Source organism: Lentzea sp. NPDC092896, assembly GCF_044754905.1.
Classification (GTDB): Bacteria; Actinomycetota; Actinomycetes; order Mycobacteriales; family Pseudonocardiaceae; genus Lentzea.
In genome coordinates, this window is sequence record NZ_JBIVPX010000014.1 from 26,191 (window position 1) to 51,706 (window position 25,516).

General features: G+C 63.7%; 24 protein-coding genes and 1 tRNA gene. 13 read left to right on the plus strand and 12 right to left on the minus strand.

Features of this window, described 5'->3' with window-relative positions; genetic code table 11:
- Window positions 1-324 precede the first annotated feature (324 nt).
- The 3 genes from ACIQF0_RS43390 to ACIQF0_RS43400 all read left to right on the plus strand — a co-directional run bounded on the left by ACIQF0_RS43390 (window position 325) and on the right by ACIQF0_RS43400 (window position 4,336).
- Window positions 325-984, plus strand: coding sequence for a hypothetical protein (locus ACIQF0_RS43390; protein ID WP_401040118.1), 660 nt, complete (start codon window positions 325-327; stop codon window positions 982-984).
- Window positions 985-1,375: 391 nt separating this feature from the next.
- On the plus strand, window positions 1,376-3,751 hold the full coding sequence (locus tag ACIQF0_RS43395; RefSeq protein WP_401040120.1) for a tetratricopeptide repeat protein: 2,376 nt from the start codon (window positions 1,376-1,378) through the stop codon (window positions 3,749-3,751).
- 9 nt (window positions 3,752-3,760) lie between these two features.
- Window positions 3,761-4,336 (plus strand): NUDIX hydrolase, encoded by a 576-nt coding sequence (locus ACIQF0_RS43400; protein ID WP_401040123.1) that lies wholly within the window; start codon window positions 3,761-3,763, stop codon window positions 4,334-4,336.
- Here ACIQF0_RS43400 and ACIQF0_RS43405 read toward each other — a convergent pair.
- A complete protein-coding gene (locus ACIQF0_RS43405) occupies window positions 4,301-5,392 on the minus strand; it encodes a tetratricopeptide repeat protein (RefSeq protein ID WP_401040126.1) in 1,092 nt (363 codons plus the stop codon). The genes ACIQF0_RS43400 and ACIQF0_RS43405 overlap by 36 nt on opposite strands.
- Before the next feature lie 231 nt (window positions 5,393-5,623).
- Window positions 5,624-5,998, minus strand: a complete 375-nt coding sequence (locus tag ACIQF0_RS43410; protein WP_401040129.1) for a helix-turn-helix domain-containing protein — start codon at window positions 5,996-5,998, stop codon at window positions 5,624-5,626.
- A gap of 155 nt (window positions 5,999-6,153) precedes the next feature.
- Here ACIQF0_RS43410 and ACIQF0_RS43415 point away from each other — a divergent pair, with 155 nt between their 5' ends.
- The 5 genes from ACIQF0_RS43415 to ACIQF0_RS43435 are packed head-to-tail and all read left to right on the plus strand — an operon-like array spanning window position 6,154 to window position 10,084.
- Window positions 6,154-6,435: a helix-turn-helix domain-containing protein gene (locus ACIQF0_RS43415; protein ID WP_401040132.1), complete on the plus strand. Its 282-nt coding sequence runs from the start codon at window positions 6,154-6,156 to the stop codon at window positions 6,433-6,435.
- A complete protein-coding gene (locus ACIQF0_RS43420; protein ID WP_401040134.1) occupies window positions 6,432-6,770 on the plus strand; it encodes a WhiB family transcriptional regulator in 339 nt (112 codons plus the stop codon). Before ACIQF0_RS43415 ends, ACIQF0_RS43420 begins: the two co-directional genes overlap by 4 nt.
- Complete coding sequence (locus ACIQF0_RS43425) at window positions 6,767-7,096, plus strand: hypothetical protein (protein WP_401040136.1); 330 nt, start codon at window positions 6,767-6,769, stop codon at window positions 7,094-7,096. Before ACIQF0_RS43420 ends, ACIQF0_RS43425 begins: the two co-directional genes overlap by 4 nt.
- Complete coding sequence (locus tag ACIQF0_RS43430) at window positions 7,093-7,938, plus strand: hypothetical protein (protein WP_401040139.1); 846 nt, start codon at window positions 7,093-7,095, stop codon at window positions 7,936-7,938. Before ACIQF0_RS43425 ends, ACIQF0_RS43430 begins: the two co-directional genes overlap by 4 nt.
- Window positions 7,925-10,084 carry an FtsK/SpoIIIE domain-containing protein gene (locus ACIQF0_RS43435; RefSeq protein WP_401040141.1) on the plus strand — a complete coding sequence of 720 codons (2,160 nt, stop codon included), beginning with the start codon at window positions 7,925-7,927 and terminating at the stop codon, window positions 10,082-10,084. The genes ACIQF0_RS43430 and ACIQF0_RS43435 overlap by 14 nt, the downstream gene beginning before the upstream one ends.
- Before the next feature lie 243 nt (window positions 10,085-10,327).
- Here the strand turns inward: ACIQF0_RS43435 and ACIQF0_RS43440 are convergent, their stop codons facing one another.
- The 3 genes from ACIQF0_RS43440 to ACIQF0_RS43450 form a co-directional block, all read right to left on the minus strand.
- Window positions 10,328-11,233 carry a helix-turn-helix domain-containing protein gene (locus ACIQF0_RS43440; RefSeq protein WP_401040143.1) on the minus strand — a complete coding sequence of 302 codons (906 nt, stop codon included), beginning with the start codon at window positions 11,231-11,233 and terminating at the stop codon, window positions 10,328-10,330.
- Between the two features lie 65 nt (window positions 11,234-11,298).
- Entirely contained in the window at window positions 11,299-12,186 is an 888-nt protein-coding gene (locus ACIQF0_RS43445) for a Scr1 family TA system antitoxin-like transcriptional regulator (protein ID WP_401040145.1), read from the minus strand.
- A 4-nt stretch (window positions 12,187-12,190) separates the two neighbouring features.
- Window positions 12,191-12,493: an AMED_5909 family protein gene (locus ACIQF0_RS43450; RefSeq protein WP_401040147.1), complete on the minus strand. Its 303-nt coding sequence runs from the start codon at window positions 12,491-12,493 to the stop codon at window positions 12,191-12,193.
- Between the two features lie 151 nt (window positions 12,494-12,644).
- On the opposite strand from ACIQF0_RS43450, the gene ACIQF0_RS43455 reads away from it, so the two are divergent.
- Window positions 12,645-13,802 (plus strand): hypothetical protein, encoded by a 1,158-nt coding sequence (locus ACIQF0_RS43455; protein WP_401040150.1) that lies wholly within the window; start codon window positions 12,645-12,647, stop codon window positions 13,800-13,802.
- Between the two features lies 1 nt (window position 13,803).
- Here ACIQF0_RS43455 and ACIQF0_RS43460 read toward each other — a convergent pair whose 3' ends face one another.
- From ACIQF0_RS43460 to ACIQF0_RS43470, 3 genes are all read right to left on the minus strand, one after another.
- On the minus strand, window positions 13,804-15,378 hold the full coding sequence (locus ACIQF0_RS43460) for a tyrosine-type recombinase/integrase (RefSeq protein WP_401040153.1): 1,575 nt from the start codon (window positions 15,376-15,378) through the stop codon (window positions 13,804-13,806).
- A 128-nt stretch (window positions 15,379-15,506) separates the two neighbouring features.
- Window positions 15,507-15,579: transfer RNA gene (locus ACIQF0_RS43465), tRNA-Arg, on the minus strand.
- A 129-nt stretch (window positions 15,580-15,708) separates the two neighbouring features.
- Window positions 15,709-16,788, minus strand: coding sequence for a LacI family DNA-binding transcriptional regulator (locus ACIQF0_RS43470; protein WP_360046026.1), 1,080 nt, complete (start codon window positions 16,786-16,788; stop codon window positions 15,709-15,711).
- A gap of 72 nt (window positions 16,789-16,860) precedes the next feature.
- On the opposite strand from ACIQF0_RS43470, the gene ACIQF0_RS43475 reads away from it, so the two are divergent.
- Window positions 16,861-18,024 carry an MFS transporter gene (locus ACIQF0_RS43475; protein WP_401040156.1) on the plus strand — a complete coding sequence of 388 codons (1,164 nt, stop codon included), beginning with the start codon at window positions 16,861-16,863 and terminating at the stop codon, window positions 18,022-18,024.
- Here ACIQF0_RS43475 and ACIQF0_RS43480 read toward each other — a convergent pair.
- Window positions 18,002-18,526: a hypothetical protein gene (locus ACIQF0_RS43480; RefSeq protein ID WP_401040158.1), complete on the minus strand. Its 525-nt coding sequence runs from the start codon at window positions 18,524-18,526 to the stop codon at window positions 18,002-18,004. The two genes, ACIQF0_RS43475 and ACIQF0_RS43480, sit on opposite strands and share 23 nt — an antisense overlap.
- A gap of 34 nt (window positions 18,527-18,560) precedes the next feature.
- Between ACIQF0_RS43480 and ACIQF0_RS43485 the strand changes: the two genes are divergently transcribed.
- Window positions 18,561-20,492 (plus strand): cytochrome c oxidase assembly protein, encoded by a 1,932-nt coding sequence (locus ACIQF0_RS43485; RefSeq protein ID WP_401040161.1) that lies wholly within the window; start codon window positions 18,561-18,563, stop codon window positions 20,490-20,492.
- On the opposite strand, the gene ACIQF0_RS43490 is transcribed toward ACIQF0_RS43485, so the two are convergent.
- The 3 genes from ACIQF0_RS43490 to ACIQF0_RS43500 are packed head-to-tail and all read right to left on the minus strand — an operon-like array spanning window position 20,489 to window position 22,823.
- The gene (locus ACIQF0_RS43490; protein ID WP_360046034.1) at window positions 20,489-21,286 is read right to left on the minus strand and encodes an ABC transporter permease; all 798 of its coding nucleotides are present in this window, start codon (window positions 21,284-21,286) and stop codon (window positions 20,489-20,491) included. The two genes, ACIQF0_RS43485 and ACIQF0_RS43490, sit on opposite strands and share 4 nt — an antisense overlap.
- 9 nt (window positions 21,287-21,295) lie before the next feature.
- Window positions 21,296-22,219, minus strand: coding sequence for an ATP-binding cassette domain-containing protein (locus ACIQF0_RS43495; protein WP_401040164.1), 924 nt, complete (start codon window positions 22,217-22,219; stop codon window positions 21,296-21,298).
- Window positions 22,212-22,823: a TetR/AcrR family transcriptional regulator gene (locus ACIQF0_RS43500; RefSeq protein WP_360046038.1), complete on the minus strand. Its 612-nt coding sequence runs from the start codon at window positions 22,821-22,823 to the stop codon at window positions 22,212-22,214. Before ACIQF0_RS43500 ends, ACIQF0_RS43495 begins: the two co-directional genes overlap by 8 nt.
- Before the next feature lie 354 nt (window positions 22,824-23,177).
- On the opposite strand from ACIQF0_RS43500, the gene ACIQF0_RS43505 reads away from it, so the two are divergent.
- Complete coding sequence (locus ACIQF0_RS43505) at window positions 23,178-23,573, plus strand: single-stranded DNA-binding protein (RefSeq protein WP_401040167.1); 396 nt, start codon at window positions 23,178-23,180, stop codon at window positions 23,571-23,573.
- 261 nt (window positions 23,574-23,834) lie between these two features.
- Window positions 23,835-25,511, plus strand: a complete 1,677-nt coding sequence (ettA, locus tag ACIQF0_RS43510; RefSeq protein WP_360046042.1) for an energy-dependent translational throttle protein EttA — start codon at window positions 23,835-23,837, stop codon at window positions 25,509-25,511.
- Window positions 25,512-25,516 lie beyond the last annotated feature (5 nt).

Genomic DNA, 25,516 nt, shown 5'->3' on the forward strand with positions numbered 1-25,516 from the left:
TGCCGTCGTGACGGCAGACCCTCTCCACCCACTGGTTCCAGCGCCCCTGGCAGGATTCGAACCTGCGACCTCGGGATTAGAAGTGCCCCTCCTGCGGCAAGAAAGGGCGTCTACCAGCACTTATCGTATGCATCAAGCCCGCACCATGCGGCCATAAAGTCACGAGGCGGCCACAGTTCGCACCATGACTCGCACCACGGCTTGTCTGGAGTAGCGCAGTCTTCCTGACACCAACTCCCCGTGTCTTGAAGAGCTAGCGAGCAGCCAACCTGGCAAGATCATATGGCCGTTCCCCCCGGTCGCAGGGTCGTGCACACTACTCCGATGACCGACTGGAGCCGGAGCGACCTCATTGCGACTTTTTCGAGCATAGCTGCGGTTATCGCAATAATTGTAACCATCATAGTTACGCGCCGCTGGGGAACCCGAAGAGCGAAACTCTTGTTTCAGTATAAGTTCACAAGTCTCCTTCCGGTGGAAAACGATCGATACAACCTAAAGGTCGTCTATAAAGAGCAGTCCATTGATAACCCTCATTTAGTCACGTTGAGGCTGGCAAATGTGGGGCCTAAAGACGTATCTAGTGGAAACTTTGACGCAGGCCAGTCGATTCGAATTGACTTTGAATGTCCGATCTACGGATCGCTTGGCTGGAATGGGCACAAGAACATCTTCAAGGTGTACGGAGTGGGAAGTGTCTCTGCCCACCTTCGCGATACTGTCAGTTGCGTCGAGATCGCACCGACGCTACTGAAAGTAGGTGAAACGTGGGAGGTTGAACTGCTTGTTTCTGGTGATCGCGATCCGAATGCAGAATTTCCTCTTATTGATACAGATATCATTAATCAAGATGCGAAAGAGAAGCTCGACAAGATGGTTAGCGAGATGCCAAAAATTCTACCTACGTTCGGTCTGTCGGGGCTCTTCATGCCGTTTCTGGAGCCGGTTATGCGAGCAGTAATATTGCGCCGCCGCAAAAAATAGCGAGCACTGGAACTAAGGGAGATTCGGTATGCCGGGTTGGCGCGACACGCCATTGATGTCGATCTGTCGTTGAGGACGTCAGATGCTAGGTAGTATCGGCAAGTCGGCGCAGTCGAGAGGAGTATCCATGTCACCTACGGGCGGTAATGGCTCTAAGAAAAAGTCAGATTCAAGTCGCCGCCCGCCTATGCCTGACTGCAACGTGTTGTGGTCGCGTTCGGGAGGAGTTTGTGCTTTTCCTGACTGTCATGAATCGCTTATTCGTAAGGATGGCGCAAAGTGGGTGACAATCGGGGAGATAGCTCATATACACGCGCATAGCGCTGATGGCGCCAGGTATGATTCTAGTATCGATGCTGACACTTACGAAAACTGCATAATTCTCTGTCCGGTGCATCATAAAACTATCGACAACAACCCGGATGACTACCCAGCGACATTGATCTATCAGTGGAAGATAGATCATGAAAATGAGCACGGCACGATCGCCGCTGAAGTCTTCGGTCGCGGAAACTTTCCTCTGTCGGCCCATTTGGTCGTTCGTCGAGATAAGATTGAGTCGTCGGTATCGGGCATACTTGAAAGATCTGGGAAGGTTATTCTGACCGGGCTTTCGGGCAGTGGAAAGACCCAGATCGCACTATCGTGGCTTACGGAGAACTCGTCTTCATATGCATTTAGATGGTGGGTTCGCGCGAGTGATGCCTCGGTAATGTATGAGGACCTTGCGGTAGTGGGTGCGCATCTTGGGATCAGTCGAGGTAGCGACGAATCAGCGCCCGATTTTGCTCGTAGGGTTGTTCTCGGGCTGAATGACGCACGTAGTTACGTAATTGTATACGACGATGTGGCCGATGTATCTGTTGAAGAATATATGCCGACAAACGGCGGGCACGTTATTGTAACCACGCGAGGCGGATATAGAATTGGTGCTAGCCGCACGATCCCCGTGGGTGGATTTACAGCTATAGAGACCTATTCTCTAATTTCAGATTTCATCGGCGGAACAGTAACTTCGGATGAGTGCGAGAAGCTTGCGGAGCTGACATCTGGGCTGGCGCTCTTCGTTGCGCAGGCTGCTAGCTACATAGCTGCGACTGGAATGACGGTTAGTGCATACGTAAGTCTTCTAAATGAAAGAAAGCTGGATCTACTCGACAGAGGGAAAGTTTCAGCACACGTGACAGTGGCTGAGTCGATTGCCGAGGCAATACAGGGGCTCGGTAACTCAAGTCGGACTCTGCTAAATGTATTTGCTTCGCTTGCTGATGCTCCGGTTCGCCTGATCCCGTTGATTCCGCCTAACGTTGGTGTGTCGATTGATGTTCCTTCGGATCAGCTTGAGCTTGAGGACGCGATTGCTGAGTTGCGTTCGTACTCTCTTGTCGAGCGCGAAGGTACTCTTGTGTCGGCACACGGCCTGGTTCGGGAAGTAGTGCGATCGAAACTTTCTCGACAGGAACTGCGGAGCAGCTTGACCTCTGCAGTTTTGTTGATTGTAGATCAGATGCCAGAGCGAACTGGATCTACTGACTCTCGCTCAATCATGGATATCCTGTTTCCGCACGCATTGCATCTCGGTCATTCACTGGCTGCTGAGTTTGCTTCGTCAGGCGAAATATCAGGGTTCTTTTTCAATCGTCTGGCGCCTTACCTGCAGTCTCGCGGGCAAGATGCCGCGGCCTTGCAAATATTGAACCGCGCACTGCTTCTTCTTGAGGGGCAACAGGGTATCGAAGCGCAAGGCCTTCGGGGAAGTATTCTTCATAACCTTGCGTGGATTGATCTTGAGCAAGGTCGGATTGATAAGGCGATTGAACTCTATCGTCAAAGTATTAGTGAGAAGGTCGCTGCCCTCGGTCATAATTCGTGGTCTTTGGCAATTGGATATGGTGCAATCGGAAGCGCGTTTCAGGCTCAAGAGAGCTTTGATGAAGCTTTTGAGTACTTCAATATGGCCGTCCCTATTTTCCGAGCCAATGATGACTACTATCGGCTAGCTGAGACGCTGGTGGATCTTGCGGCGCTAGGCATCCAACGCGGTCAGGGGCCAGCACTCGTGGCCGCCTATGCTCAAGAAGCAATTGAGGTTGCGGAAAATGATCCATCTGCTTGGTCATTCGTGGTCGCTGCGAACATTCATCTAGGTGAAGCCGAAAAGCGCCAAGGCGACTATCTATCATCTGTCAAGCGCGCTAGGATAGCGCAAACGATCGCAGAATCCAAGGGGTTTGATTCTGTGTCGATGGCACGCGCGTTGAGTTTTCATGGCCGACTTCTCATTGAGTACGGTGTGCACGAATTTGGAATCAGTCTTGTTGAGACTGGTATCGATGTGCTTTCTAGGGTCAGGCCAACTTACAGCCTGGAATTTGCGCGAGCGCAAGGAAATCTCGGAATGGCCTTCTTGGACTGCGGACAGGCGGACAAGGCTTATAGTAGTTTGCTCGAATCCTTTAAAGTCATCTACGAAATTGCTGGCGCGAGCCATCCGTTAGCTCGCGTGGCTAAGTCACTTCTGGCAAACTTCTATGTTGCAGTTGGCTGGCTTAATATGTTTTCATCGTTGATCGCAGGGGAGGGGGACCAGGTTTCTGTTGATGAGATTTTGGGTCGCATAGGTATTGGAGGTGATCTGGCCTGTTTGATGACGGGTCATGAAATTGCTTTGGGTGGATTGGTATACGAAATCGGAACTCTGGAAGCAGATAGGCGTGACGAACGGGTTATTAACCTTGCGGTGGATATAGTTGCGGGTCGCGTCTAGACTGTCGCCGTGACGGAATTTGCGGATGATTTGAAGTGGACAGTTCATGGCAAGCGTGCTGTCTATGAGAACCGCTGGGTGCAGGTCGACTTGGTGGAAGTCGAGCCACCTGATGGAAGCAGGTTCGAGCATCATGTTGTGCGCCTTGACCATGTAGCTGTGGCGTTGCTTGTCAACGAGCGAGACGAGGTTCTAACGCTTTGGCGTTATAGGTTCGCTGTCGATCAATGGGGTTATGAACTGATCGGTGGTCTAGTTGAAGACGGTGAGGATCCCGTTGATACGGCTGTTCGTGAAGCTGTAGAAGAAACTGGCTGGCGCCCCCTTGGTCAACCCGAGCACATTGGTACATTCCAGCCTCTTCCTGGAATTATTGACGCACCTGTTGACGCTTACATTTGGCGTTCCTCTGAGAAGGTCGGCGAGCCTACCGATGCTGAAGAAGCTGCGCGGATCGAATGGATTCCATTTAGCCGGGTTCTCGACCTCGTGCGCCGAGGAGAGATTCTCGGCTCAGGTGCGATAGTACCGCTGCTCTATTTCTTGGCGTCACGTGCGGTCGGCATTGGGGCGGAGAAGGGGTAGTTCAAGGTTGGCAAGGCGTTTGATTTGGCGGGTAGACTTAATATTTGCGGCGAGCGGGCGGGCTTTGCGCGCGTATATTAGTGCGTTGCGGCCATCTCCAGCAGCTGCGTATGCGAATGCCAGGTCCACGTACATGCCAGTCTGCCCACGTACAGCTGACCGTTGAGACCTCGCAAGGTCTTGTGCTGCTGCCTCAAGCTGGTTGATTGCCTCCTGATCTCCGAGACGGAGCAGGGCGCTACCTCGCCACCGGGCTAGGTGCCCATCGTTTAGGAGCAGGAAGGGCATCTCGGGATCGACCGGATTTGCTGGTAGCAGGGTGTTTGCTTCGTCGAAGGCTTGTAGGGATTCGTCGCGGCGGCCGGCTGCGGCGAGTCCCTCGCCGTGTGCGGCGGCGAGCCACGTGCGGAGTAGCGACGGTGCGCGGTTCGCGGCAGCGGCTCTTGCGAACTCCAGTAGCTCGACTGCTGCGTCTGGTTCGCCGATGTCGAGCAGGATCACGGCTTGTTGCGCGGCTGCGTGTGCGAGTAGGTACGGCGAGTCTGCCTCGCGCGCCGAGATCTTCGCATCCTCGTGGTACTTCCACGCGTCGAGCTGCGAGCCCCGGTCGAGGGCGGTCCATCCTGCGAGCGTTCGTGCGTCGGTGAGGATGGCAGCGAGCCGTTCGCGGTGACGCGTGCTCACGCTGAACGTGCGGTACTCCTCGATCTGGCGGACGAGGCTGTTCAACTGGTCCAGAACGACTACGGCGCCGAAGCGCTTGTCTGAGTTGCGCAGCGTCTGGACCTGTTGCTGGAACAGGTCGAGCGTCGCAGGGTCGATGCTCCTCGCGACGATCAGACGGTCGCGGAGTTCCTCTGCGCTCTGGTTGATCAGTTCGGTCGGGAGCCCAAGCTCCTCATTGGACCGTCCGTACAGCTCGCGGAGCAGGCGTTGGTACGCCGGCTCGGTGACCTCTACGTGTCCGTTTTCCCATCGGGACACCATGATCCGGAGTGACGACTCCGACGCCACCGTGAGACCGAGCTGTGGTGCGCGTGCGAGGAAGTAGCGCACTACGTGGTCTTGCGTGTGGCCGAGGTCCTCGCGGACTGCTTGCAGTCGTGTTTGCGGCCTGTTGCCGCGTCTCTTTCCCGCCACGTTCCCCCCGTTCCCCAACGGCCGTGACCTGCGGACTTAACTCGTTCTAACAACCCTCCTGTTAGTCGCTGCCAATTATTTTGACACCCTTTCCGGCTGTCTGCTGGTCACATGACAGCGACGCCGAAACCCCCAAGCGAAATCCAACTAGTCCTTTCGGCGCGACTCCTCGTCAATGCGGCTCGTGAGTGTGCCGACTTGTGCGCGGAGTCCGCGCAGCTCGCGAATGATGGTGTTCAGCAGCGGCACGAGCGGGTCCGTCGCGGCCGGCTCCGCGGTCTCGGTCTCGGGTGGCGTTTTCCCTTGCAGCACAGCGCTCAGGTGCTGCGGGTGCCAGTCGAGAGCGATCGACAGAGCTTCAAGGGTGCGGGGGTTCCGGCGCCGCTGAATCTTGCCCTGCTGCATCTCGCGAACGATCGCGAGGGACACCCCGGATCTCGTCGCGAGTTCCTTCTGTTTCAAAGCCAGCTCTGCCGCGCGGGCATTCATTGCCTCCGCGACTGCCGACCAGTCCTCTGTCACGTACGCCTCCGGGCTCCGCCTTCAGCGCCGACGTTAGCGCGCGATCTCGCTCTAAAGCGGGCTTAGCGCTGACATCGGCGGCGAATCGGCAGTTTTCGACGCCAATGTCAGCGCTTTCGGGGAAGAAATCAGTTCTCTTGAAAGGGCTATATCTGATGACTACGTCAAGTACGGCGGGAAGTAACCCGCCGATCTTCTACACAGTCGCGGAAGCCGCTCGCATCCTGCGCGTGGACGTCGCGACCATCTACAGGGCGATCCGGGAGGACGCGTTTCCGGCGGTGCGCCTGCGCACTCGCTACGTGGTCCCTGCTCGTGCAGTTGAGGAGATCGTTCGGCAGGCGTCGGAGTCGGGCAGCGTCGTTGATGTCGCTCGGATGACGGCCGAGCGCCGGTCTGCTCGTGAGTTCGAGGCCAAGGCCGGGGGTGCGTGGTGAACCCGGAGAACTACTACGAGGTGATCGCGGCCGAGCTCGACCGCTACGCCAAGGTCCCGGATGACGTGTTGCTGGAGATCGTGACGCGTGACGGCGCCTGCATGTGGCTGTGGGCGAACGAGGAAGAACCGGAGTGGCAGAACGAGAAGTTGACCGATCGGGAGTTGGCCGCGCGGCTGTGCGCGGGCTGCCCCATCCGCAAAGTGTGTTTGGAACTGGAGTTGCGCACGGCCGGTGCGGAGACGGTCGGTGTGTGGGGTGGGCTGTCGCAGGACGATCGACGCGCGCTCTACCGCGTGTGGCGTGCTCGCCGTGAAGGCGGTGAGCCGTCATGACGATCAACCTGACTCCCACGCAGATTCTCGCGGTACTGGGTGCGGTTGTTGTGGTGCTGTGGATCTGGCGAGCAAGCGCCCGTAGGGCGAAGGCTGCTGCGAGCGCAGCACGTACGGGTGCCCGCTTGCTCTCGCTCACCGGGCGGGTGCTCGTGATGGCCGGCGTCATCGTCGGTGTTCAGTGGGTGGTGATCACGCACCGGGGCGACACCGTGTTGTTGCTCGTGGTGCTGGGCCTCCCCGCGCTGTTCGCTGCGTACACGTTGACCCGTGCCCTCACGATCACGTCCTACGACAGTCCGCATGGCAAGGGTGATCGGCGATGAGCGCGGTCACTCGGGTTCGGGAAGGGGTGGCCGCCTTCGGGCGGCTGCCCGCCGCCCCGGCAGCGCAGCAGCTCGCCGCCGACGCAGCGGAGGCCGCGGAGCTGAGGGCCTACGCGACCCATCCGGACGTGGTCGCGCTTCGTGTGGAACGGGTCCGGGCGGAGGTCGATCGGCTGTGCTGGGCGGGGATCGTGCTTGGTCTCGGCTTCACGATGACCAACGTGCAGAGCTTCGCGGCAGCAGGCACGCCGGCGTGGTCGTTGCCGTGGCTCGCAGCGTGGTTGCTCGATCCCACGGTGTCGTTGGTGCTGCTGGCGATCCTTCGGGCGGAGCAGGTGACCGCGCGGTATCGAGTGCGCACGGGCTCGTGGACTCGTCGCGCGAAGTGGTTCACGCTCGCCGCAACGTACGTCATGAACACATGGCACTCATGGGCGGCGGGTTCGGTGTCCGGTGTGGTGCTGCACTCCGTTCCGCCGCTCGTGGTGTTCGTCGCGGCGGAGGCAGTTACGGATCTGCGAGACAAGCTCACGGAGGCTGTGAGCGCAGCGTTCACGGAGGCGGAACAGCGGACGGCACCGGTCATCGCGCCAAAGCCTCCGGTCGCTGTAGCGGTGAAGCTTGAGCCGCCGAAGGCCAAGCGTTCCAACAGGAAAACGTCTGCACGCGTGTCCTCTGCGGACTATCTAGCCAAGGCCCGCGAAGTGTGGACACCTGAAGTTGTGGTGAGCCCCGCGTGGGTTCGCCAGGTCACCGGGTGCTCGCGTGGGCTCTCGTCGCATCTTGCTTCGGTGCTCGCCGCAGAGGTCGCCGAAGGTGGTGACGGCCATGAGCGCGGATGATCAGGAGTTGGCCGTCACGGACCGGCGTCTGCCGGCGCGTGCGGTGCTCGAAGGCGAGTTCGTGAACGACGGTCTGAGGGCGTCACGCGTCACGTGGGTGCGCCGGTTCATGAACTGGTGGAAGCGTTCACCGCGCGTGCCGCTGTGGGCGAAGGATCGAGTTCACGCGGTGCAGGCCGCGAAGGATCTCGTCGTGGCCCTGCTGCGTTCACCGTTCCGGTTCCTCGGAGCTGTGGTGCGCGGCTTGGTGGTCGCCGTCCGGTGGTGGCGGTCGTGGGTCACCGTGCGGGACTACCGGGAGGCGGCCGAGCAGTCGGAGAAGCTCGCGGACAAGTTCGGAGACATCCGTGAACTGACGCTCTTCCGGTGGAAGGTCACCGGGGCAGTGGTCGCAGGCGTGGCGATCGTCGGTGCTGTCGCCGATCTCGTCTACGGTCACCGGGCGCTGTGGATCGGCGGCGGTGTCGTCGCTGTGGCGCTCGCTGTCCTCGGTAGGCGGAAGGATGGCAGCCCAGGGCGTAAGGCGGTGCTCGCCGGACCGCGCACGTTGACGTGGACGATGGACCCTCAGGTGCTCGTGGACGCGTTCCGGGACGCGAAGCTGATCGGGAAGGACGAGACTCTGCGTCTGGTCGAGCGGGCGACTAGGCAAGGGGACGGGTGGGCCATCACCGTGGACCTTCCGGCCACCCGCAAGGCGGCCGACGTCGTGAAGAACCGGGATGCTCTCGCCTCCGCGCTGGCGGTCGATGAGGTTCAGCTCATCGTGGAACGAGTCCGCGGAAACGGTGGCCACGCCGGCCGGGTGGCGATGTGGGTTGCGGACGAGGACCCGTACTCGGCGCCTCCGCTGCGGACGCCGTTGCTTGCGGTGCAGAGGTGGGACGCGTGGCGGCCGCTGCCCTTCGGGCGGGACGCTCGTGATCGGCGGATCGATCTGCCGTTGGTGTGGACGTCGTTGCTGATCGGCGCAATCCCTAGGCAGGGCAAGACGATGGCGGCTCGACTGGTCGCCGCGGCCTTGATCTTGGACCCGCATGTTCGGCTGTACGTCGCTGACTTCAAGGCAGGAAAGGACTGGATTTCAGCGGCGCAGGTGGCGCACCGGTTCATGTCCGGCGACGACACCGAACACGTCTTGGCTCTGATCGAATGGCTCGTGGAACTCGTGGGCGAGGTCCAGGGGCGCTACCGGCGGATGCAGGAGTTGGACGACCTCACGTGCCCGGAGTCGAAGGTCACGCCGGACATGTCACGTGATCGAGCGCTGGACATGCCCATCACGGCTGTCTTCATCGATGAGGTTCAGCTACCGCTCGAAGACCGCACACCTGTTGAGGTGCAAGGGAAGAAGCTCATGGCGGGGGAGTATATCGGCGAGTTGCTGACGTGGCTCGCCAAGAAGGCGCCGGCTGCCGGGCTGGTCCTGGTGCTCGCCACGCAGCGTCCCGACAGCAAGACCATTCCGTCCAAGCTGCGCGCGGTACTCGGCTCACGGTTCGCGTTGCGCGTCATCGATTGGCGGGACAGCAACATCGTCCTGGGAGAGCAGATGAACACCCGCGGCTATGACAGCAGTCGCCTGCTGCCGTCGCACAAGGGCGTGGGCATCCTGCGGCCGGACGGCGAGACGGAGGCTGGCGCCGACGTGCTGGCGCTGACCGTGCGCACGTTCTACATGCCGAACGAGGACTGGAGGGAGTTGTGCGAGCGCGGTCGCGGCCTGCGTGAAGTGGAAAGGACGTTGACCGGACATGCGGCAGGGCAAGAGGCACAGCCGATGCTCGATCACGCGGCCGTTGCGAAGGCGATCGGGAGCAGTGTTCCGGTGGCAGCGGAGGCCGTGCGTGCGGCGGACGTCGAACTGCCTGAGCCACTGGCGTCCGTTGTGGACTACCTCGGGGAAGGGGATGACGGCCGTGACTTCGTTCCCACGTCTGAGCTTGTAGAGGCTTTGGGACTGGAGATGACGATGTTCGGGCGCGACATGGTGGAGTTGGGTTGCCGGTCGACTCGGGACCGGGTGGCGACGGCTGACGGTGTGAAGCAGATACGCGGCTACGCCGTCGCTGATCTACTCGCCGCTGCCGAGCGTTTGCGGGACGCCGCTGTCCTGGAGGGCGAGGTGATCGACGGTGAGCACTGACCCGTCACACCTCGTCCCACGGACCCGTCACGCCGTCACAAGCCCCGTGACGGGTCCAGGACGGCGCTTCACCTGCACGAACGGTCCGCCGTGACGGGTGTGACGTGTGACGGGTCCACCCGTCACATACGGCCATCGCGGTACCCGATGACGTGAAATCGGGTACCGCGACGGCTTTGGATGCCAGCTTTGGCGGGGGCGTGTGACGGAGGGCGCCAAGGCTGGCAGTTTGAGGGCGTGCCGCTACGGCACGGGTGGGACTTGTCCTGCCGGAGGCGCCTGCAACCCTGCGCTTTCGTCCGCGCGGCCCCATGCCATCTCGGACAACTCCGCGATCAGTGCCTTGGAGTCGGCCTCACTCAGGCTCGTGTCCGTGAGCGCCTCAACGACTGTGTTGTAGCCCTTGACCGCATCTGTCGTTTCGGCGAACAGACTGGAGTTCTCCGTGTCCACCCACACGAGCGGTTCGTACTTCTCGAAGGTCAACAGAGTGAACGGCCCAGCCATGCCAGCATGTGCGCCGCGTGCTGCGGGGACGATCCTGATCGTGGTGTTCGACTGGTTCGCCGTGACGGCGAGATGCTGCATCTGCCACGCGTACACCTCAGAACAACCGACTTGCAGGCGCAACGCTGACTCATGGACGAAGAACAGGCGCTTCGCGTTGCGTGGCAGCGCCTGTTGCATCGCGAGGTGCGCCTTCGCGCGTTCTTCGAATTCTTCAGCGGGGATCGTGGCAGACGCTCGGAGTACCTCACGGATGTAGTCGGCTGTCTGAAGGAAGAACGGCACCATGTTCGCGTGCCAGCTGACGAGTGTCTTGGCCACCTTCAGGTTCTCGAAGGCCGTGCGCAGCTTGATGGGCGGGCAAGTGCCGTGCTCCTGCCACCAACCACCGCCGTGATGTCGCATGGGGAACAGATCCATCAAGTGCGCCACTTCGGGAGCCTCGATGCGACAGACACCTAGCAGTAGAGCGACCTCGACCTGAGTGACACCACCCTTGCCGTTCAAGACGCCTGAGACCTTGGACTCGTGACAGCCCACGATTTCAGCGATCTCACGTGAGGTGATTTCGGCGCCTTCGACGGCCGCTCGAACTCCTTCCCCGAACTCGCGGCCGCGTGCAGTAGAGACTCTCTTTGGCATGTCTGGGTTCCCGCCTGGGCAGTGTTCGTGTGCTGGAGCCGTGCAGAGTTGTTTTCGGACAACGGTTATTGCAGAGCGAGCGACGCGCGACTGAGCCAGTGAGAAGAGTCTTCCTGTGACCTGACGACGTCGTTGAGCACGAGAAGAGCGCGTTCGTAAGGGGCACATTCAGCAGCAGACTCAAGCCAGATGTCGCCCCCGTGCAGGGTGCGGGTGAGGACGACGTCCTCGAAACGTGGTGCCCGGAACCGCATGACGGCGAACGACTGGTGCATGCCGAAGTACGGCCCTGCGTCGCTGTTCACTACGCCAAGGTCGAATCCCGTTCGTCCGGCTAGGTCTTCGAGGTGCCCAAGCTGCTCGGTCATGATTCGGGCTCCGCCAATGCTGCTCGTGAGAACAGCCTCAGTCACAAGAAGTCGCACGTGTAGTGGCCCGTGGCTACCTGGTCGCGCTGCTTCCTTGGCGTCCATGTCCAGCCGAGCCAGAACGCCCTGTTGTAGATCGAGATCAAGGCCGTTGGTTGCTGCGCCTGACTTGCACAGCACCTCGTGATAGGCGTTGATGCGGAACAGCTCTGGCACGACGTCAGTCGCCACGATCAGGAGTTCGTTGGCTTCCGCCATGACGTCCCAAGGTGTCCACACCAGACGGGCCCAGGCGTCACCGTTGATCCGATCCCACATCTGAGGGTCGTCCGCCCGTTGTGCCACCCGAACGCAAAGTTCGATCTCGTCGTCCGGTGCGCGGCACGCAGTGCCGATCCTCAGGACATCGCTGGGAGATGGACGTATCACGGCTCTGGTGATCTGGGAAAGGGTCGCCGCTGAGAAGCCGACCAGTTCGCCCAACTCCGCAAGGGACCAGCCTCGGATGTGGCGCCATCCCAGTACGGTCCTGCTCAACGCGCGTACTTCCAGGCTTGCTTTGCCTGCGGTGAGTTTCTGCGCCATCTCGTCAGCTCGCCTTGTCCACAGAGGATGAAGCGGCTGCGTTGTCCGACTTCTTGGACCTGATCTTCTGGTCGAACTCTTCGCCGCGTTGGCGCTCGCACGTGGCCCACGCCGTCGCTTCGTGGAAGTGACCCCGGTCGATCTGAGCGACTTCGGTGTAGATCGCCGCGCTGCGCAGGTGGTAGTCACGCCACACGCGTGGATCACGAGTGCCCGGCCGTGGACGTGCGCGGCTAAGTGCCTCGTGAGCCTGCATCAGCGTTTCGGCCAGGGCGGCTTTGGCCCACCAGTCTTCGTTCGACTTCACCGCTCATCACCTCAGATCATCATCACCTCGGAACCGCAGACATCAGCGTTCACTCAGGGGTTCTGTGTGTAAATGACCTGGTATTGACCTAGGGTGCCATGATTGGACCTGAACTAAGCAACGCTGACATTGGCGCACGAGAGGTCGACCGATGGGCTCGGCAGACGGACAGGAACGGGCACTCACGCTGTTCGGTGAGCTGCTGCGGCAGCGCAGGCAGACCGCGGAAGAGTTCAGCGAAGCTGCTGAGGTGTTCGCACGCGACCACGGTCTGAAAGGCACGATCAGCCCCCGACACGTGCGCCGCCTGGCATCTGGCAAACGAGATGACGGCCGCGACCTGGGACCCGTCACGGCCGCGACCGGGCGCCTTCTCGAAGAGATGTTGGGTGTGCCGATCGAACGTCTGCTGGAGTCGGTCGAACAGGTCACTCACACTGCCACGGAGGATGAACTCGCCTTGCGAGCGAGGTTCGCGGCCGGTCGTGCTCTCGATATGGACACCGTCGGGTTGATGCGGCAGAAGCTCGACATCACTCGGGTCATAGACCGGAAGTTGGGTGCATCCGCCTTGCGCGGCGAGTTGTGCGCGCAGATCGATCACACGGAGCGCGCACTTCGAGACGTGCTCGATCAACAGATTCGTGCAGCGTTGGCCGAACTCTTGGTAGATGCGGCTGCGCTTGCCGGGTGGCAGTCGCTCGACCAGGGATTGGTCAACGATTCCTGGAACCGCTACGACACCGCGAAGACAGCCGCGCGAGAAGCCCGGTCGGTCGAGCTTGAGGCGTACGCGTGTGCCGGGCAGGCCGTGGTTCTGCTCGACATCGGTGAAGCGGATGCCGCTGTGGAGTTGACGCGGCACGCGCTCGAACTTGCCCGTGGTCGGGTGCCGCGCCTGCTCTATTCATGGCTGTCTGCGGGCTACGGCGAAGCGTGCGCAGCGAGCGGTAATCGTGCGCACTGCCTGATCGCCTTCGATGACGCGTTGCGGGCGATGCCGGCGCAGGTTGACGGATCGGAGACGCCCTACCTGGTGTTCGATCCGACGCACCTTGCGCGGTGGCGGGGGAACGCGCTCGCTCGACTCGGAGATCTGGACGCAATCGAGGTGCTTTCGGACGTCTTGGCGCGTCTCGATCCGACTTTCGCTCGTGCGGAGACGACGCTTCGAGTCGACCTCGTTCAGGTACTCACCGCGAACGGCGCGAACGACGAAGCAGCCGCACACGTTGAACGTGCGCGACTGCTCGCGGCTCAGGTTGGTTCACAGCGGCAGCAGAAACGGCTTGCTGCGCTGGTTGGCTAGGTCAATCGACCTTCCGCTTGCGCTTGATGCTCACGACGTCGGCCACAGCAGGTTCTTCGCCCGGCGCAAGTACAACGGCGCGCTTGCCGCGACTGACGCGCACGAGACCGCTCGCGCTCAGTTCGGCGATCGCGCGGTGAGCCGTCGCAGGGGCGACGCCGTAGCGATTGGCTAGCTCGACAACCGGTGGAAGAGGGGTGCCAGGTGCGAGCGCTCCGCAGGTGATTGCGCCGCGAAGGTCAGCCGCAATCTTTTGATACGGCCCGCTCAACTTGGGCTCGATCGTGGTGGTTGCGCTGCCGTCCTGGTCGATAGAAACGGGAGCCGTCGGCATGCGGCCGCCAAGGCTTGTAGCGGCGCGCTGATCGGCCTCTGAGAACCACGCGGCATAGACGCGCAACGTGGTGGTGCCGCCTCCGCTGTGGCCCAGACGGCCCGCCACCGTGCGGACGTCCACGCCGCTGGCAATCAGTTCGGTCGCCGAGTAGTGGCGAAGCTCGTGCAGGTGCGTTTCCAGTCCGAGACGGGCGCACATCCGGCCGTATCGCTGGGTCACGGAGTCTGGCTTGAGGTACGTGCTGTGGTCCGGGGAGTTCGAGAAGATCCGAGCCCCGAGGACCAGTCTCACTCCGAACTCCTGCGCCTTCTCTTCGCAGATCAGCTTGTAAGCGCGGAAGAGGACGAGGGTTTCCTCGTCCAACGCGATTCGACGCTGTTGGTGATCCTTGGTGTCCTTCTCCCACGTCTCGCCGCCTTCTTGGCCGATGCTGCGGGCGACGGTGAGGATTCCGGTGTCGAGGTCCAGGTCTTCGAACTTCAACGCGCACAGTTCGCCCCGGCGAGCGCCGGTGACCATCGACAGCCAGACGAACATGCCCCAGTCGAGGTCGCGGAACGCTTCGTTGATGAGCGCGGCGGCAGCTGCGGCGTTCGGCGGGTTTGGCTTCGGCTTGGGTGGGCTTGGCGGCTTCGACTGTTCGAGCGGATTGATCGTGATCCACTTCCACCGCTTCGCGGCCTGGAGCGCGCCGCTGAGAATGAAGTGGATCTGCCGAATGGTCGACTTGGCCAAGCCGGTGCACACGTGCGGCTTGCAGCGTTTGTCGCACTCGTGCTGCGTCTTGGTTCGATGCTCGATGAATTTGCCCTTGCCACCGCAGTGCAAGCGGCAGGTCCGCAGGACTTTGTAGAACGAATCGAAGGTCTCGCCGTCCAGCTTGCCGACTTGAAGCTTGCCCAGCAGTGGGCTGATGTGGAGCCGGTTCTTGCGGACGTAGCCGTTCATCGTGCTGACGTCGACGTCCAGGTTTTCCAGGTAGCGAGTCAGCAGGACGTCAACGATGGCCTTGGTCTTGGGCGCGCGTTGCTCATCGACCTCGTTGAGGATGCGCGTCTTGGCCCTCTCAGCCTCATTCCACGACTCCTGCGAGTTGCCGGGGATGACCTCGTGGCGATAGTTCCGCTTGCCCGTGAGCGCGTCTTGGCCCGCGTAGACGACCACGCGTAGGGAGCCGCTGGGCAGCTCCTCGATCCTGCCGCGCTGCCGGGTCTTGGGGCCTGCCTTCCGACCGGTCATGGTGCGACCGTAGCGACAGTTCGCACCATGCGCCGCACCACGAAGGCCTCGGAGATCAACTCTGAGCTTGATCAAAGAAGAAGGCCGCTGACCTGTTCTAGCAGGTCAGCGGCCCTGTCTCGTTCCAGCGCCCCTGGCAGGATTCGAACCTGCGACCTCGGGATTAGAAGTCCCTCGCTCTCTCCACTGAGCTACAGAGGCTGGAGGGGTGCGAAAGTGACCACAACGCGTGGTCACCGGTGCCCCCACCGGACACATCGTCCGGAGTCGATCGACCGTTTCCGCCCTACGTCCAAAAGGGTGACGAAAACTGTCTAAACGTGACGGGGATCACGTCCGTGGGGCCGTTGAGGCTCTCTCCACGAGGGAAACATCGAGTCTCGTTGGCCGTGGCGGTCTTCCGCCGGCCAGTAATTTCAGTGCCAGTTCGCCGGCTCGGCGGCCCTTGTCGGCCAGGGGTTGACGCACAGTAGTCAACGGCGGGTCGCTGTAGGCCGCTTCGGGGACGTCGTCGAAGCCGACGACCGAAATGTCTCCCGGGACGGTCAACGTCAGATCGCGGGCCGCTTGGAGGGCGCCGAACGCCAGTTGGTCCGACGCGCACAGCAAAGCGCTCGGGCGCGGCGTGCGGGTGAGCAACCACCGCGCGCCTAGACGTCCGAGCTCGCGATCACTGCCGCGCGCCTCCCACACCGGAACATTGTCCGGTTCCACCCCGGCTTTTGCCAAAGTGTCCAGGTAGCCGCCCAGGCGGTCGCGGCTCACTCGGAACGGCACGGCCGAACGGCGCTCGTGCGCGACCGGTCCGGATACTCCGTCCGGGTGCAGCGCGAACGTCAGGACGCCGAACCGCCGGTGCCCCAGCGCCAAGAGGTGTGCGGCGGCCGCCGAGGTGCCGGTGTAGTCCTGCACCTCCACTCGCGCCGAGCCCGGCAGCACCGGCTGGTCGATCACGACGAGCGGCAGTCCTCGGGCGGCGACGGCGTCCAGGGCCGGCGCCGAGTCCGGCAGTGAGTAGGCGACCATCACGTCCGCCTGTGCGCGCGACACGATCGAGGGGCGCGGGCCGCCCGTGGAGTCGCCGGGCATCAGCACGAGGCTGTGGTCATGGCCGTCGACCGTCTGGGCCAGGCCGTCGAGCACGATCGACAGCGCCGGATCCGAGAACGCGCCGGACAGGCCCTGCGGCAGCATGAAACCCACGGCCGCGGACGAACGCGTCGCCAGTGAGCGGGCGACCGGGTCGGGGCCCGCGTAGCCGAGGGACCGCGCCGTTTCGAGGATGCGTTCGCGCAACGTCGACGACAGCTGGTCCGGCCTGTTGTACGCGTTCGACACCGTTGCCCTGGAGACCCCTACGGCCGCGGCGACGGTGTCCAGCGTCGGCCTGCGTCGGCGGTCGGAGTCCACGGACGCATCGTATGCGAGAGATCGGACCCAAATCGCTGGCGCCGCTGAAGCGCTTCAGTCATGCTGGATCGCATGTCTCCGCGGCTGGCGACGTTCGTCGTCTTCCTGTTGAACGGCGCCGTCTTCGGCACCTGGGCGTCCCGCGTGCCCGCGCTCGCCGGGCAGATCGGCGCGGAGGTGGGCAGCCTTGGTCTGGCGCTGCTCGGGGCGAGTGCCGGCCTGGCGTTCACGGCGCCGTTGGCGGCACGGATCTGCGCGGTCTACGGGTCGCGTGGAGTCCTGATAGCGAGCAGCCTCCTCAGTCCGCTGCTTCTACCCGTGCTCGCCTTGTCGGAGTCACCGCTGCAGTTCGGACTGACGCTGGTCGCACTGGGCGCGAGCATCGCGATGATGGACGTGTCGATGAACATCGCCGCGGTCGTCGTCGTTCGCGCCCTGCAACGACCGTTGATGCCGCAGTTCCACGCGGGCTTCAGCGTTGGCGGTCTCATCGGGTCGTTGGGCAGCGCCGCCGCCGCTCAGGCGCAATGGACGCCCATGAAGCACTTCCTCGTGGCTGCGTTCGTCGGTCTCATCATCACGGCGGTCATCGCAAAGAGCATCCCCGGCGGAGTAGGGGAGCGTCATAGGGAAGAAGTCGCCGAACGCGCCAACGTGCTCAAGAGCCCGGTCCTCTGGCTGTTGGCGAGCGTCGCGCTGTGCAGTGCCATCGCGGAAGGGGCGGCGGCGGACTGGTCGGCGTTGTTCATGGTGCGTGAGCGAGGAATGGGCGACGCGGCCGGTGCATACGCCTATGCGGGCTTCTCGGTCGCGATGGCGCTCGCACGGTGGTTCGGCGAACCGATCCAACGCCGCCTCGGCCCGCACCGCCTGCTCGCCGCGGGTGGTGGCCTCGCCGCAACGGGTCTGGCGCTCGCGGTCGTGGTCCCGTTGCCGGCGGCCGGGTACGCCGGGTTCGGCCTGGCCGGGCTGGGACTCGCGTTCTCGTTCCCGGTGGTCATGGACCTGGCGAGCGAGACCGGCAAACGCGCGGACGGCAGCGGCGGCGAACGTCAACTGGGCCTCGTCACGACGATCGCCTACACGGGCTTCCTCGCCGGACCGCCGATCGTGGGCGGGCTCGCGCACGTCAGTTCTCTCGTGCTGTCGCTCGGGTTCGTGGCGCTCGTCACGGCGCTGATCATTCCGGCGACGTGGCTGGCCAGGAGGGCCGCTAGGCAGGCGGCATCCGTTTGAGCGCTTCCCGCCTGATCGGCTCCAGCGCGGTGGTCACCCTGCTCTCGGTGGCGCCACTGGCCATGCCGATCGCGACCATCAACGACTCGTCGCGCGTCACGGCGATGGTGGCCGTGCACACCATGTCCTTGTCCGCGGCCGGCCGGGTGCAGCTGAGCCAGGTGGCGTGCTTGGCCGTGTCGATCTCACGGCCTGCCGCCTGCGACTTCTTCGACTCGTCGAACGACCGGTACGGGACCGCCACCAGCACGTACGGGCCCTCGTTGAGCGCGTAGAGGCACGAATTCGCCAGTTCGGCGCGCGGCACCGGCTTGAACTTGAGCGTGCCGAGCGGCTTGAGGTCCTTCTCCGTCACCAGCGCGCACGGGTCCACTCCCGCGGTCTTGCGCTGCGTCGCGATGGCCAGGGGCGGCAGCGGCGCGGCGACGGGTTCGCCCTGGATCGAGTACGCGCAGCCGGCCACTGAGAGCAGCACGAGCAGGAGGGGGAGAGAACGTCTCACACGGCGCAACACTAGAGGGTCGTAGGCTCCAGGCGTGCCAATCGAACGCTCCACCAAGACGGGTTTGGTGCCCCTCGTCGTCATCGGCTTCGCGGTGGCGTCCCTCGCCGCCGTCGCGCTCAGCTCGATCGAGAGCAACCCTCCGGTAGGGGTGCAGATCGTGCGCGTGCTGACCGAGACGGGTGCGGTGGTGACCATCGGCTCGTTGTTGTTGGCGGCGTTCCTCGTACCACCGCAGAAGTCCGGCACTCTCGCAGCGGACGGTTATGCCGCGATGCGCACCGCCGGCTGGTTCGCACTGGTGTGGCTGGTCGGTGCCCTGCTGTCGGTGCCGTTCACCACGGCGGCCGCGATCGACCGGCCGGTGAGCTCGTTCACCTTCAGCCAGATGATCGCGACGGCGATGCTGCTGGAGCAGTCGAAGGCGTGGCTGTTCACGGCGATCATCGTGGCGTTGCTCGCACTGGGCTGCCGTCTGGTGCTGTCGTGGGGATGGACGACGGTCCTGCTGTTCGGGGCGATCTTCGCGTTGGTGCCGGTCGCCGTCACGGGCCACTCGTCGTCGGGTGGGTCGCACGACATGGCGACGAACAGCCTGTTGTTCCACCTCGTGGCCGCCGTGCTGTGGGTGGGTGGCTTGATCGCGTTGCTCGCGCACGGCAGGCGTGGCGGCGCACACCTTCCCCTCGCCGCGACGAGGTTCTCGAAGATCGCGCTGGTCTGCTGGATCGTCATGGCCGTCTCGGGTGTGGTGAACGCGCTCGTGCGGATCACGCCGGTGGACCTCGTGACGTCCACCTACGGCTGGCTGACGCTCGGCAAGCTGGCGTGCCTGCTGCTGCTCGGCGTGTTCGGCTACTTCCAGCGCGAACGCGGCGTGAAGGGCGTGGTCGACGGCAAGCCGCACGCGCTGCTCAAGCTCGCCGGCCTCGAAGTCCTGCTGATGATGTTCACGATCGGCCTGGCCGTGGCGCTGGCCCGCACCCCTCCGCCCGGCGGCAGCACCGAGCTGCCCAGCCGCACGGAGATCGCGATCGGCTACGACCTCGACGGCCCGCCGACGCTCGCGGCCATCCTGTTCGACTGGCGCTTCGACCTGATCTACGGCACCGCGGCGCTCGCCCTCGCCCTCTTCTACGTGCTGGGCGTGCGCAGGCTGACCAAGCGCGGCGACAAATGGCCGGTGGGACGCACGGTCGCGTGGCTGTGCGGGTGTTTCTCGCTGCTGTTCGCGACGTCGTCGGGCATGGGCCGGTACTCGCCGGCGATGTTCAGCGTGCACATGGAAGCGCACATGGTGCTGTCCATGCTGACGCCGATCCTGTTCGTCCTGGGTGGACCGGTCACGCTGGCGTTGCGCGCGCTGCCGGTCAACAAGGAGGTGCCGGGTCCGCGAGAGTGGGTGCTGGCCTTCGTGCACTCACCGGTCGCACGGTTGTTGACGAATCCCTTCGTGGCACTGGGTTTGTTCGTCGGGTCCTTCTACGCGCTGTACTTCTCGGGACTCTTCGAGGCCGCGCTGCCGTTCCACTGGGCGCACCTCGCGATGAACGCGCACTTCATCCTCGCGGGCTACGTCTTCTACTGGCCCGTGATCGGCGTGGACCCGTCCCCGAACAAGCTGCCGCCGCTCGGCCGGTTGGGACTGTTGTTCGCGTCTATCCCGTTCCACGCGTTCTTCGGCGTGGTGCTGATGAGCTCCGCGACCGTCATCGGCGAGCAGTTCTACCGCGGCCTGGCGCTGCCGTGGGTGCAGAACCTGCTGGAGGACCAACGACTCGGCGGCGGCATCGCGTGGGCGGCGGGGGAGATCCCGTTGCTGGTGGTCATGGTCGCCCTGCTCACGCAGTGGGCGCGGCAGGACGGCCGGGACGCGAAGCGGTACGACCGCAAGGCCGACGCCGATGGGGACGCCGACCTCGAGGCCTACAACGCGATGCTGCGGAAGATGGCGGGTAAGGACTAGACGGACAGCGGGCGGCGGAATCCGCGGACCGCGAAGAACGCGCCGATCACCGCGATCGAGCCGCTCGTGACCAGTGCGCCGAGCACGCCCGTGACGGGGTGGGCGAGCGCCAGGCTGCGGGCGGCGTCGACCGCGTAGGTCAGCGGGTTGATCTTCGCGATCGCCTGCAGCCAGCCCGGCAGGCCGCCCACCGGCACGAACGCGCTGGACGCGAACATCAGCGGGAACATCGCCAGGAAGCCCACGGTCTGCATGAGCTCCGCCTTGCGGACCCATGCGGCGATCGCGATGAACACCCAGCTCAGCGCCCATCCGACGACCAGAGCGAGACCCAGCGCGGCGAGGGTGCCGACCATGCCGCCGTCCGGGCGGAAGCCGAACACCAGCACGCCGAACAGGATCATCAGCACCAGCTGGAACGCGGTGCGGACCGCGTCGGACAGGTTGCGTGCCAACAGAACCGTGCTCGGACGGATCGGCAGCGAACGGAACCGTGCGAGCACACCGTTCGACATGTCCTGCACGAGCCCGATGCCGGACGCGAGAGAGGACTGCATCGCGGTGTTCACGAGGATCGCGGGCAGCAGGTAGTTGATGTAACTCATGCCCGGCGGGAAGTTCGCCGTGGACGTGATGCTGCCGAAGATCTGGCTGAACAGCGTCAGCATGATCAACGGCTGCAGGATGCTGAAGAAGACGAGTGCGGGCGTGCGCAGCAGCGCGCGCAGTGAACGGCCGGTCAGCACGAGGACTTGCGTCGGGTAACTGCTGCCGTGCCAGGTCAAGGTCGCCATGATTGCCCCCTAGTTCGCGGCGAGAGTGAGGTAGACGTCGTCCAGCGTGGGCTCCTTGAGGCCGATTTCGTGCGCCTCCAAGCCGTTGTCGTCCAACGCGCGCACGACCGTCGCAAGGTCACGTGACCCGCTGACGGGGGTCGTGAGCGTGAGGCCCTCCGCGACGGGATGAAGCCCCACGGAGTTGATGGCCGTCAACGCGATGTCCACTTCGGACACCGAGTCGAGCGTGACGGTCACCGTGCGCTGACCGACCTGGGCCTTGAGCTCGGAACTCGTGCCGGACGCGACGACCTTGCCGTGGGACAGCACGGTGATCGAGTCCGCGAGCCGGTCGGCCTCGTCGAGGTACTGGGTCGTGAGCAGCACCGTCGTGCCGTCCGCGACGAGCTTCTCGACGATCTCCCACATCGCGAGGCGGCTGGCCGGGTCGAGGCCGGTGGTCGGCTCGTCCAGGAACAGTACCTCGGGGTTGCCGACCAGTGACGCGGCCAGGTCGAGGCGCCGCCGCATGCCGCCGGAGTAGGTCTTGGCGTTGCGCTTGGCGGCGTCGGTGAGGTCGAACTGCTCCAGCAGGTCGTCCGCGCGCTGGTGGGCCTGCCTGCGGCTGGCGCCGAGCAGGCGGGCGATCAGCACGAGGTTGTCGTGACCGCTGAGCTGCTCGTCGACGGCGGCGAACTGGCCGGTCAGGCCGATGCGGCTGCGGACCTCGTGTGCCTGCTTCACGACGTCGAACCCCGCGACCCTCGCGCTGCCGCCCGACGGCGGCAGCATCGTGGTGAGGAGGTTGACCAGCGTGGTCTTGCCGGCGCCGTTGTGGCCGAGGAGGCCCAGCACGGAGCCCTTCTTCGCGGTGACGCTCACGCTGTCGAGAGCGGTCACGTCACCGAACTTCTTGCTCACCTCGTGGGCTTCGATCATGAGCTCAGTCATTTGCTCCCCCTGGTTTGAGTGCTCCGTGCAGGAACAGCTCCACGATGGCGGCGGGTTCGGCGGCGATCTGACCGAAGCCCGAGCCCATGCGGTTCGTGAAGACGGCGCCGAGCAGCATCCGTCCGGCTAGGTCGGGACTGACGCGCAGGTCCGCGTCGCCGAACAGGCCGGCGACGGCGTCGGACAGCTGCTGCATGCCGATCGGCGGTCCCTTGTGCTTCTTGTGGTCCTCGTCGCGCGGCTGATAGCCGGACTCGCGCAGCGCGCCGATGACACCCCACATGCGGTCGAGGTAGCCGCTGAACATCGCGACTCCCGCGGTGAGCCGTTCTTCGAGCGGTACGTCCGCCGGGATCGCTTCCAGGCTCGCGACTTCCTCGTCGGAGTGCAGCGCGCGTTGGATGCACGCGTCGAGCAGCTCGGCCTTGTCCTTGAAGACGCGGAACACGGTGCCTTCCGCGATGCCGGCCGCGGCGGCGATCTGGCTGGTGGTGACGTTCGCGCCGGCCTTCACGACGAGCGGCAGCGTGGCCTGGACGATCGCTTCGCGGCGATCTTCCGGGCTCATCGCGGGGGCGCGGCGGCGGCGTGGTTCCTCTGACACGTCCGCAACTGTATGAGTGAGTCCTCACTCATGTCAATGAGTGGGCGCTCACTCACTCGGCTCGCTCCAGCGTGGCACTAGTGGCGTGGCCCGGAATGTTGCCGGGCGAATTCGCGGTCAGGCGCCGCGAGGCGGCCTGCTGAGCGTGAATCACCCAGCCGACATTCCGGGCCACGCCACTAGCAGAGACCCCTGACAATTTCGCGGTTCGAGGCCGTTCAAGATCTCGACCTGTCCACAACCCGCGAGTTGTCCACAGATCCGCCGCCACCCCGGCCGCACCGCCCGCCTCCAGAGCAACCTGGACCAGAACCCCGCGACCTGGAGGCAAGCCCGATGTCCTGGAATTCCACCGTGATCACCGTTGTTGGCACAGTCGTCAGCGAGATCACCTACAAGCACGGCGAGGACGGCAGGACGAACGCGTTCTTCCGCATCAACTCGACCGAGCGCCGGTACAACACGGCGCTGGGCGACTGGGAGGACGGCGAGACGTTGTGGCTGGGTGTCTCGTGCTGGCGCAAGCTCGCCGACAGCGTGAAGACGACGCTGTCCAAGGGTGATCCCGTGATCGTCCAGGGCAAGCTGCGCATTCGTCATTACGAGAAGGACGACGTGAAACGGCAGGCGTTCAGCCTCGACGCGTTGCACGTCGGGCTGGACTTGAGCCGGGTGCAGTCACTGGGCTCCGCCCCGCTCGTTGAACCGCGGGCCGCCGAAGATCTCGCCGAGGTCCCCGTTCCGTTCTGAGCCGTTCGGGGCAACCCCGTGCCGGACTTCGGGAACCCGCCCGATCCGGCGGTGCCGCCGGAGAAGATGTACGTACTGCGATCCACGAAGAAGGAGGGAAGCTCGTAGATCGGGGCCGCTGAGGACCGATCGCCGAGAGTCGTTCACGTTCGAACGGAACGGGCTGGTCACCGAGTCGCGTGACGCTCGTTCCGGGGGTGAGCGCCCGCTTGTCGGCGACCGAGGTCAGGAGCCTCTGAGCACCGCTCTACGATCGCGACCATGGCCGAGTTCATCTACACCATGAAAAAGGTGCGCAAGGCGCACGGTGACAAGGTCATCCTCGATGACGTCACGATCATGTTCTACCCCGGCGCGAAGATCGGTGTGGTCGGTCCCAACGGCGCCGGCAAGTCGAGCGTGCTCAAGATCATGGCGGGGTTGGACACACCCGGAAACGGCGAGGCCTACCTTGCCCCCGGCTACACGGTGGGCATCCTGCAGCAGGAGCCGCCGCTCAACGAGGAGAAGACCGTCCTCGGCAACGTCCAGGAGGGCCTGGGCGAGATCAAGGTGAAGCTGGACCGCTTCAACGAGATCGCCGAGCTGATGGCGACCGACTACTCCGACGAGCTGATGGAGGAGATGGGCAAGCTCCAGGAGGAGCTCGACCACGCCAACGCGTGGGACATCGACTCGCAGCTCGACCAGGCGATGGACGCCCTGCGGTGCCCGCCGCCGGACGCCGACGTCACCAAGCTCTCCGGTGGTGAGCGCCGCCGCGTCGCGCTGTGCAAGCTGCTGCTGAGCAAGCCCGACCTGCTGCTGCTCGACGAGCCCACCAACCACCTGGACGCGGAGAGCGTCCTGTGGCTGGAACAGCACCTCGCGCAGTACTCCGGCGCCGTGCTCGCCGTGACCCACGACAGGTACTTCCTCGACAACCTGGCCGAGTGGATCCTCGAGATCGACCGCGGCAAGACCCACCCGTACGAGGGCAACTACTCGACGTACCTGGAGAAGAAGGCCGAGCGCCTCGCGATCTCGGGCAAGAAGGACCAGAAGCTCCAGAAGCGTCTCAAGGACGAGCTGGAGTGGGTGCGCTCCGGCGCCAAGGCCCGCCAGGCCAAGTCGAAGGCGCGTCTCGACCGCTACGAGGAGATGGCGGCCGAGGCGGAGAAGACCCGCAAGCTCGACTTCGAGGAGATCCAGATCCCGCCGGGCCCGCGTCTGGGCAACGTCGTGGTCGAGGTCGACAAGCTCAAGAAGGGCTTCGGCGACAGGGTCCTGATCGACGGTCTGTCGTTCACGTTGCCGCGCAACGGCATCGTGGGCGTCATCGGTCCGAACGGCGTCGGCAAGACGACGCTGTTCAAGACCATCGTCGGTCTCGAGCAGCCCGACGACGGTGGCGTGAAGGTCGGCGAGACGGTCCTGCTGTCCTACGTCGACCAGAACCGCGGCGGCATCGACCCGAAGAAGAACGTGTGGGAGGTCGTGTCCGGCGGACTCGACTACATCCACGTCGGCAACGTCGAGATGCCGTCGCGCGCGTACGTCAGCGCGTTCGGCTTCAAGGGTCCGGACCAGCAGAAGCCCGCTGGGGTGCTGTCGGGTGGTGAGCGCAACCGCCTCAACCTCGCGCTCACGCTCAAGCTCGGCGGCAACCTGATCCTGCTGGACGAGCCGACCAACGACCTGGACGTCGAGACCCTCGGCTCGCTGGAGAACGCTCTCGAGCAGTTCCCCGGCTGCGCCGTGGTCATCTCCCACGACCGGTGGTTCCTCGACCGCGTCGCCACGCACATCCTCGCGTGGGAGGGCACGGACGAGGACCCGTCGAAGTGGTACTGGTTCGAGGGCAACTTCGAGGGCTACGAGAAGAACAAGCTCGAGCGCCTGGGTGCCGACGCCGCGAGGCCGCACCGTGTCACGTACCGCAAGCTGACACGGGACTGAGAGGG

Bases quoted from the DNA above. Each gene is read 5' to 3' on its own strand.
- ACIQF0_RS43475 (WP_401040156.1), top strand. From the start codon at position 16,861: ATGTCTCCGCGGCTGGCGACGTTCGTCGTCTTCCTGTTGAACGGCGCC.
- ACIQF0_RS43455 (WP_401040150.1), top strand. From the start codon at position 12,645: ATGGGCTCGGCAGACGGACAGGAACGGGCACTCACGCTGTTCGGTGAG.
- ACIQF0_RS43490 (WP_360046034.1), bottom strand. From the start codon at position 21,286: ATGGCGACCTTGACCTGGCACGGCAGCAGTTACCCGACGCAAGTCCTC.
- ACIQF0_RS43425 (WP_401040136.1), top strand. From the start codon at position 6,767: ATGACGATCAACCTGACTCCCACGCAGATTCTCGCGGTACTGGGTGCG.
- ACIQF0_RS43495 (WP_401040164.1), bottom strand. From the start codon at position 22,219: ATGACTGAGCTCATGATCGAAGCCCACGAGGTGAGCAAGAAGTTCGGT.
- ettA (WP_360046042.1), top strand. From the start codon at position 23,835: ATGGCCGAGTTCATCTACACCATGAAAAAGGTGCGCAAGGCGCACGGT.
- ACIQF0_RS43430 (WP_401040139.1), top strand. From the start codon at position 7,093: ATGAGCGCGGTCACTCGGGTTCGGGAAGGGGTGGCCGCCTTCGGGCGG.
- ACIQF0_RS43435 (WP_401040141.1), top strand. From the start codon at position 7,925: ATGAGCGCGGATGATCAGGAGTTGGCCGTCACGGACCGGCGTCTGCCG.
- ACIQF0_RS43415 (WP_401040132.1), top strand. From the start codon at position 6,154: ATGACTACGTCAAGTACGGCGGGAAGTAACCCGCCGATCTTCTACACA.
- ACIQF0_RS43440 (WP_401040143.1), bottom strand. From the start codon at position 11,233: ATGCCAAAGAGAGTCTCTACTGCACGCGGCCGCGAGTTCGGGGAAGGA.
- ACIQF0_RS43445 (WP_401040145.1), bottom strand. From the start codon at position 12,186: ATGGCGCAGAAACTCACCGCAGGCAAAGCAAGCCTGGAAGTACGCGCG.
- ACIQF0_RS43390 (WP_401040118.1), top strand. From the start codon at position 325: ATGACCGACTGGAGCCGGAGCGACCTCATTGCGACTTTTTCGAGCATA.
- ACIQF0_RS43460 (WP_401040153.1), bottom strand. From the start codon at position 15,378: ATGACCGGTCGGAAGGCAGGCCCCAAGACCCGGCAGCGCGGCAGGATC.